General features: G+C 67.5%; 8 protein-coding genes. 6 read left to right on the top strand and 2 right to left on the bottom strand.

Features of this window, described 5'->3' with window-relative positions:
* The 5 genes from WBV89_RS19380 to WBV89_RS19400 all read left to right on the top strand — a co-directional run.
* On the top strand, nucleotides 1-467 hold a 467-nt coding region (locus tag WBV89_RS19380; RefSeq protein WP_423982967.1), incomplete at its 5' end, for an oxidoreductase C-terminal domain-containing protein.
* Between the two features lie 53 nt (nucleotides 468-520).
* Nucleotides 521-2,968, top strand: coding sequence for an endopeptidase La (lon, locus tag WBV89_RS19385; RefSeq protein WP_423982968.1), 2,448 nt, complete (start codon nucleotides 521-523; stop codon nucleotides 2,966-2,968).
* A gap of 80 nt (nucleotides 2,969-3,048) precedes the next feature.
* Entirely contained in the window at nucleotides 3,049-4,290 is a 1,242-nt protein-coding gene (locus WBV89_RS19390; protein WP_423982969.1) for an aspartate aminotransferase family protein, read from the top strand.
* 15 nt (nucleotides 4,291-4,305) lie between these two features.
* A complete protein-coding gene (locus WBV89_RS19395) occupies nucleotides 4,306-4,740 on the top strand; it encodes a MarR family winged helix-turn-helix transcriptional regulator (RefSeq protein WP_423982970.1) in 435 nt (144 codons plus the stop codon).
* 66 nt (nucleotides 4,741-4,806) lie between these two features.
* The gene (locus WBV89_RS19400) at nucleotides 4,807-5,073 is read left to right on the top strand and encodes a hypothetical protein (protein ID WP_423982971.1); all 267 of its coding nucleotides are present in this window, start codon (nucleotides 4,807-4,809) and stop codon (nucleotides 5,071-5,073) included.
* A gap of 106 nt (nucleotides 5,074-5,179) precedes the next feature.
* Here the strand turns inward: WBV89_RS19400 and WBV89_RS19405 are convergent, their stop codons facing one another.
* Entirely contained in the window at nucleotides 5,180-5,512 is a 333-nt protein-coding gene (locus WBV89_RS19405; protein ID WP_423982972.1) for a hypothetical protein, read from the bottom strand.
* Between the two features lie 124 nt (nucleotides 5,513-5,636).
* On the opposite strand from WBV89_RS19405, the gene WBV89_RS19410 reads away from it, so the two are divergent.
* Nucleotides 5,637-6,212, top strand: coding sequence for an anthranilate synthase component II (locus tag WBV89_RS19410; protein ID WP_423982973.1), 576 nt, complete (start codon nucleotides 5,637-5,639; stop codon nucleotides 6,210-6,212).
* Between the two features lie 10 nt (nucleotides 6,213-6,222).
* Here the strand turns inward: WBV89_RS19410 and WBV89_RS19415 are convergent.
* The coding region (locus WBV89_RS19415) for a PASTA domain-containing protein (RefSeq protein ID WP_423982974.1) at nucleotides 6,223-7,325 on the bottom strand (1,103 nt) is incomplete at its 5' end.

Here is a 7,325-nt window from a genome sequence, read left to right on the forward strand (position 1 = left end):
GGGTGGTGTGCGACGAGACGCTCAACGCACGCCGCCTCGACGGGACCGTCCGCCCCGGCGTCTACGCCGCGGGCGACGTCCTGCGCTGGCCGAACTCGTTGTTCGACGAGGAGATGCGCGTCGAGCACTGGACCAACGCCGCGGAACAGGGGGCCGCAGCCGCGAAGAATCTGCTCGCGGTCGCGCGAGGCGAAGAGCCTGCGCCCTACGCGCCCGTTCCGTTCTTCTGGAGCGATCAGTTCGACATCCGCGTGCAGTTCCTCGGGCGGGCGTCACCGGACGACGAAGTCGTGGTCGCCGCCGGCGCCGTCGCCGACGGGAAGTTCCTCGCCCTCTATCGCCGGGGCGATCGCCTGCACGGGGCGCTGGGGGTCAATGCTCCCCGGTGGGTGATGAAGATGCGCGGCTCGCTCGCCGACGGCGTCTCGTGGAGCGACGCCCTGGAGGTCGCCGCCGGCTTCGAATGATCGCGAAGCCTTGAGTGAGTGTGACTCAAGGTTTCTCCCCATACCGTGTCGGTATGTCTGAGCAGACCACCGTCGAATCGTCCACCACCGTCCGCCTTCCGCTCGCCCACCTTCCCGCCGCCGTGCTCCCCGGAGCCACGGTGACCCTCACCCTCGGCACCGACGAACTCCGTCGTGCCGTCGAGGCCGCCGTCGGCGAGTCCGATGGTCGGATCGCGCTGACCGGAGGGGATGAACGCGACCTGGCGGTCGTCGCGCGTGTTCCCAACGTCGGAAATCTCCCGACCGGCGAGTCCGCCGCGATCGTTCAGGTCGAGCGACGTGCCCGGGTCACATCGGTCGAGACCACGGCCGGCGCTGCGACGTTCGCACTGGTCGAGCCGGTGATCGACGGTGTCGTGTCGTCGAGCGTCGAAGCGGCCACCCGCGAGCTGCGCGCCACCCTCGAACTGATCGCCGAGCTGCGCCACTCGCGCCGGCTTCCCGAACTGCTCCGCACCGTCGACGCTCCCGGGCGCCTCGCCGATTCGGTTGCGCTGTGGGCCGAGTTCTCCGACGACGATCGGCTGCGCGTGTTGCAGGCCGTCGAGGTGTCCGACCGGGTCGATGCGATCCACTCGTGGGCGCGCGGCCATCTGAACGAGTTGCAGGTCGCCGAGACGATCCGCAACGACGTGAGCGAAGGGATGGACAAGCAGCAGCGGGAGTTCATGTTGCGCCAGCAGCTCAACGCGATCCGCAAGGAACTCGGCGAGGGCAACGACGACGTGGTCGGCGACTACCGGTCGCGCCTCGACGACCTCGATGCCCCCGACGGCGTGAAGACGTTCGTGTCCAAGGAACTCGACCGGTTCGAGCGGATGAGCGAGCAGTCTCCCGAGCACGGCTGGGTGCGCACGTGGCTCGATCGGATCTTCGAGATGCCGTGGGGTGAGCGGACCGACGACACGCTCGATCTCGACGAGGCGCAGGAGATCCTCGACGCCGATCACTACGGCCTCGACGACGTCAAGGAACGCATCGTCGAGTTCCTCGCCGCCCGCAAGCTCCGCCACGATCGTGGCCTCGACGTACGGGGCAGCGTCCGAGACCGGGCCGCACAGGACGGCGAGGATCGCGCCCGCGACGGGAGCGCCAGCGACCGAGCATGGCGTCACGATCGACCAGCGTCTGACAGCAGCAAGCTCGTCCGAGATCGTGACAATCGGAGAGGCGAGGGCCAGGTGTTGACGCTGGTCGGGCCTCCCGGGGTCGGCAAGACATCGCTGGGCGAGTCGATCGCACGGTCGATGGGGCGCGAGTTCGTGCGCGTGGCGCTCGGCGGAGTGCGCGACGAGGCCGAGATCCGCGGGCACCGCCGGACGTATGTCGGATCGCAGCCGGGCCGGATCGTGAAGGCGATCCAGGAGGCGGGGACGATCAATCCCGTGATCCTGCTCGACGAGATCGACAAGTTGACGGCCGGTGGCTGGTCCGGTGATCCGACCGCGGCACTCCTCGAGGTGCTCGACCCGGCACAGAACCACACCTTCCGCGACCACTACCTCGAGGTCGATCTCGATCTCTCCGAGGTCGTGTTCATCGCGACGGCGAACGTCGCGGACACGATTCCTGGTCCGCTCCTCGACCGGATGGATCTCATCCAGCTCGACGGGTACACCGAGGCCGAGAAGGTGTTCATCGCGAACCGCTACCTCCTGCCTCGCCAGATCGAGCGCGCCGGGCTGTCCCCGGACGAGGTGATCGTCGACGACGAACTGATCGGTTCGATCATCAGCGGGTACACGCGCGAAGCGGGCGTGCGATCGCTGGAACGAGAACTCGGCCGTCTCGTCCGGAAGGTGACCGCGCGTGTCGCCACCGGAACCGGGACGCCGCTCGAGATCGGCCGCGACGACCTGGTCGACTGGCTCGGGCGAGCGAAGGTCGACGACGAGATCGTCGCGCGCACCGCCGCGCCGGGTGTTGCGACCGGCTTGGCGGTCACCGGCGTGGGCGGCGACGTGCTGTTCGTCGAGACGACGGCGTTCCCGATGGGTCCCGACAGCGAACCCGGCCTCACCCTCACGGGACAGCTCGGCGACGTGATGAAGGAGTCGGCGCAGATCGCACTGAACTACGTGCGCAGTCACGCCGCCGAACTCGGTCTCGACGACGCAGCGCTGCGTCGCCGGTTCCACGTCCACGTCCCCGCCGGTGCGGTTCCCAAGGATGGTCCGTCGGCCGGCATCACGATCACGACGGCGCTCGTGTCGCTGCTCACCGACCGGCCCGTCAAGTCGTCGGTCGCGATGACGGGTGAGATCAACCTGCAGGGTCAGGTGATGCCGATCGGTGGTGTCAAGCAGAAGGTGCTCGCCGCGCACCGGATGGGCCTCACCGAGGTCGTGCTCCCGAAGCGCAATGGCGTCGATCTCGACGACATTCCCGAGAACGTCCGTGACGAGATGACGATCCACCTCGCGGCCACCTACGACGAGGTCGCGGCCGTCGCATTCTGACGCCCGACCGCCGGGCCCGGTCGAGTGTGACCGGGTCCGGCGTCCGGCCGCTGCGGACCGGATTCCCTTAGGCTTCGCGGATGGCCGAAACTGGAGCACATCTCTCGAGTGTCTGGGCGAAGGCGACGGAGTTGCAGATCGAGCGCGGCATGGGCATCCGTGTGATCGACATCAACGGCCACGAGTACCTCGACTTCACCGGTGGGCTCGGTGCTGCATCGACGGGGCACGCCCACCCGAAGGTCACCAAGGCGATCGCCGAGCAGGCGGGCCGCATGATCCACGCCCAGATCAACGTGTATCGACACGACAAGCTGGAGCCGCTCGTCAACAAGCTCGGTGAGATCACGCCCGAGGGAATCGACACGTTCTACTTCGGCAGTACACCCGACGAGATCGTGGAGTCGGCGGTGAAGCTCGCGAAGCACGCGACCGACCGGCGCAACGTGATCGCGTTCGACGGCGCCTTCCACGGGCGCACCCACTACACGCTCGCCATGTCGAGTAGTCGCGCGATCGACCGCGCCGGCTACGGACCGTTGCCGGGCGGGGTGTTCATCGCGCCGTTCCCCGATCCGCACGCATCCGACCAGGAGGCCGAGGTCAGCCGTGCGCTGCGCGGCCTCGATCGCATCATGTCGACGCAGGTGTCGGCGGAGAAGATCGCGGCGTGTGTCATCGAACCGGTCATCGGCGAGCGGGGGTACATTCCGACGCCCAAGGGCTTCCTCGAGGGCATCGAACGGCGCTGCCGGGAGCACGGGATCCTGTTGGTCACCGACGAGACGCAGAGTGGCTTCGGTCGCACCGGCAGGATGTTCGCGAGCGAGGGACTGGGTGTCACCCCGGACATCATCTGCATGGCGAAGGGGATGGCCTCTGGCTTCCCGTTCGCGGCGCTCGGCACGCGTCGCGAGCTCGACGAGAAGTGGGCGACCGGAAGCCACAGCGGCTCGTCCAACGGCAACCCGATCGGTTGCGCGGCGGCCCTCGCGACGATCGAGGTGCTGCAGGAGCCCGGCTTCCTCGACAACGTGAAGTCGCGTGGCAACCAGTTGAAGGACGCCCTGCTCAACCTCCAGCAACTCGACCAGGCCTTGCTCCACGTACGCGGGCGCGGGCTGATGATCGCCACCGAATTCGACACCCCGGAGCGAGCCAAGGCGGTGGTCGATCACTGTCTGCGTGAGAACCGGCTGCTGCTGATGCTCGCGGGTACGTACCGCAAGACGATCCGTTGGAGTCCTCCGTTGATCGTCACCCAGTCGGACATCGACGAAGCCGTCTCAGCGTTCGCCGCCGCGATTCGCGCCACCGCCTGATCGGACGTCCCGACGGTGCCTCGTCTCGACAACGTCCGGGTCGGAGCGTGGCGTGAGATGCAGTCGCTCGTCGGGCAACTGGAACGTTCGATCGACGACGACCTGCGCGCCGAATGGGACATCACGATCGGATGGTTCGACGTCTTGACCTCGCTGCAGCGACTCGGCGGTCGCGCCCGCCCACTCGACGTCGCGTCGGACCTGCGACTTCCGCCGTCGAGCGTCAGCCGCCGTCTGGATCGCCTCGAGGAGGAGGGATGGATCAAGCGCCACCGCCTCATCGACGATGCCGACAAGCGCGCGGTGGAGGTCGAACTCACCAAGTCGGGACGCCGGTTGTGGCGGGAGATGAACGTGAGCTACCGACGGTCCGTCCAGGCGGCGTTCGCGCGTCACCTCGACGATTCCGAGATCGCCGACCTCCGCCACATCCTCGACCTCCTCGCATGAGGGGGCGGAGTCAGCGCGCTGTCACGCCCGGCACACACCGTCCCGGTCGTTCGATAGCGTGAACTCATGCCCGCCGTCTCGACGATCATCTGGGTGGCGATCGGCGTGCTCATCGGCTGGGTCCTGTGGAAAAGTGGGATCGGGATGCTCCGCAGCTTCACGCGGCTGCCACCCGAGCCGCCGCCGACGGGTGAACTCCGCAAGATCAAGCGCAATTATCGCTGCGACGTGTGTGGCGTGGAGATGCGGATGACGATGGCACCCGACGAGGACCCCCCGCCTCCGCGGCATTGCCTCGAGGACATGATCGAAGTCGCGCCGCTCTACGACTGAGTTGTCCACAGAATGTGGACAAGTTGGGGACCGAATGACATCGACGTCATTCAGCGTTCACGTGGCGGCCACCTGGTGGCGACACGGGTTGGTCGAGCCGAGGCCGCTATTCCCACTTGGTGGCGAACCAGAGGCCGCCCAGGATGCACACCAGGCCGAGCCCGGTGAACCATCGTGACGCGTCACCGACGAGGTACCCCGCCATGATCACGAGTCCGCCGGCAATCAGCAGGACGCACATGATGATCGGAATCAGGTTCGGGGGGATCAGCTGACGTCGCTGTTGCTTGGGGGTGTACCGCGACGACGCGGCAACCGTGGTGCGCGACGAGGTGACCTCGCGGTCTTCGGCCTTGGAGGACCCTGCAGAACGTTCGCCGGGCTGAGTCCCCTTCGGTGTGACTCGCCCGCCACCCGTCTTTCGCTTCGGAGGTGCCATCGGTCGAACAGCATACGCCATCGAGAGGTTGGATGGCGCGGGCGACCCCGTGGGGCGGCTCCCGATCGGGATCGGGTCTGCAATCGCGGTGGGTGCACGGTGACGCGCGCGGCAGACTACGACGATGAGCGTGCTCGTCATCGACAGCTATGACAGCTTCGTCTACAACCTCGTCCAGTACCTCGGAGAGTTGGGAGCCGACCCGGCCGTCGTCCGCAACGACGCGGTGAGCATCGACGAAGCGGTCGCCCTGGCGCCCGACGGAGTGCTGCTCTCGCCGGGTCCGGGCCGTCCCGAGTCGGCGGGGATCATCTGCGAGGCGGTCACGGTGTTCGCCGATGCCGGCATTCCCGTGTTGGGTGTCTGCCTGGGGCACCAGGCGATCGGCCAGGTCTACGGCGCCGAGGTCGTCGGCGCGCCGGAGTTGATGCACGGCAAGACGTCGGTGATCGAACATGACGACGTCGGCGTCTTCGCCGGATTGCCGACTCCGCTCACCGCGACGCGCTACCACTCACTGACCCTCGCTCCCGACACGATTCCCGACGAGCTCGAGGTCACCGCGCGAACCGCCGACGGCGTCGTGATGGGCGTCCGTCATCGAGACGTCGATGTGGAGGGCGTGCAGTTCCACCCCGAGAGCATCCTCACCGGGTCGGGCCACGACCTGCTGCGGAACTGGCTCCGTCGACTCGACTGAACGTCCAACGCTAGGGCGCCGCGGTCGAACTGCTCGGCGGAACCGTGGTGGTCGGCGCCGCCGTGGTCGGTGGCACGGTCGTCGTGGTCGTCGTCGTGGTGGTCGTCGTGGTCGCCGGCGTCCGCGCTCGGCCGACCGTGATCGTGACCGTCGTTCCCATGTCGGCAGTGGTTCCCGCGGCAGGATTCTGCGAGATGACGACACCGTCGCTCGAGCTTCCGGGGCTCACGTCCTGGAACTGCGAGGCGACCGTGAATCCGGCCGACCGGAGACGATCCGTGGCAGCGCTCTGGGACAGCCCTTCGACCGTCGGAACCACGATCGGGGCCGGACCGCTCGACACCTCGAGTGTGACGGTGGAGCCCGCTTCGACGAGTTCCTCCTGTCGTGGGCTCTGAGAGACCACGAAACCGGCGTCGATCGTGTCGCTCGCCACTCGTTGCACGACCACGTTGAACTCTCCCGGCGGTGCTTCGAGTGTGTCGATCGCGAGCTGCTCGATCTGGCCGACCACGCCCGGAACCGGGAACGTGTCGGGTTCGCCGGCGATCGTGAGGTCGATCGTGGTGCCCTGCGGGACCGGAGTCCCCGCTTCGGGTTCGGTCGCGAGCACGGTGCCGGCGGCGCTGTCCGAATCGTCGTCGACGGTCACGGTACCGACGTTGAAGCCTTCCGCTTCGAGCGCCGCGCGCGCCTGCTCGATGTTGTCGCCCACGACGTTGGGGACGTTCTGCAGCTGTGGATCCGGATTGAAGTAGACGAGGATGACCTGGGTTTCGAGCACCACCGACCCGGCCGGCGGATCGGTCCGCACGACGAAGTTCGGGGGAACCGATGCGTCTTCCTCTTCGACGGTTCGGAACTGCAGGTCGAGTTCGGCGAGCTCGGCGGTCACGATCGTGAGCGATCGTCCCGAGTAGTCGTCGAGGATGAACTGGCCGGGTTCGGCGTCCTCGCCGGGACCGATCGCCTGGAAGAGCAGAACGCCTCCGGCGACGAGCGCGATCAACGCCAGGAACGCAGCGAGTGCGTACCAACCCGTCCGTGAGCCGCCCGAGTCGTAGTAGTCGGCCTCCGACGATGCGCCGGTCGGGTAGCCGGCCTCGTACATGC

Origin of the sequence: Ilumatobacter sp. (assembly GCF_049588435.1) — a bacterium.
GTDB lineage: Bacteria > Actinomycetota > Acidimicrobiia > Acidimicrobiales > Ilumatobacteraceae > Ilumatobacter_A.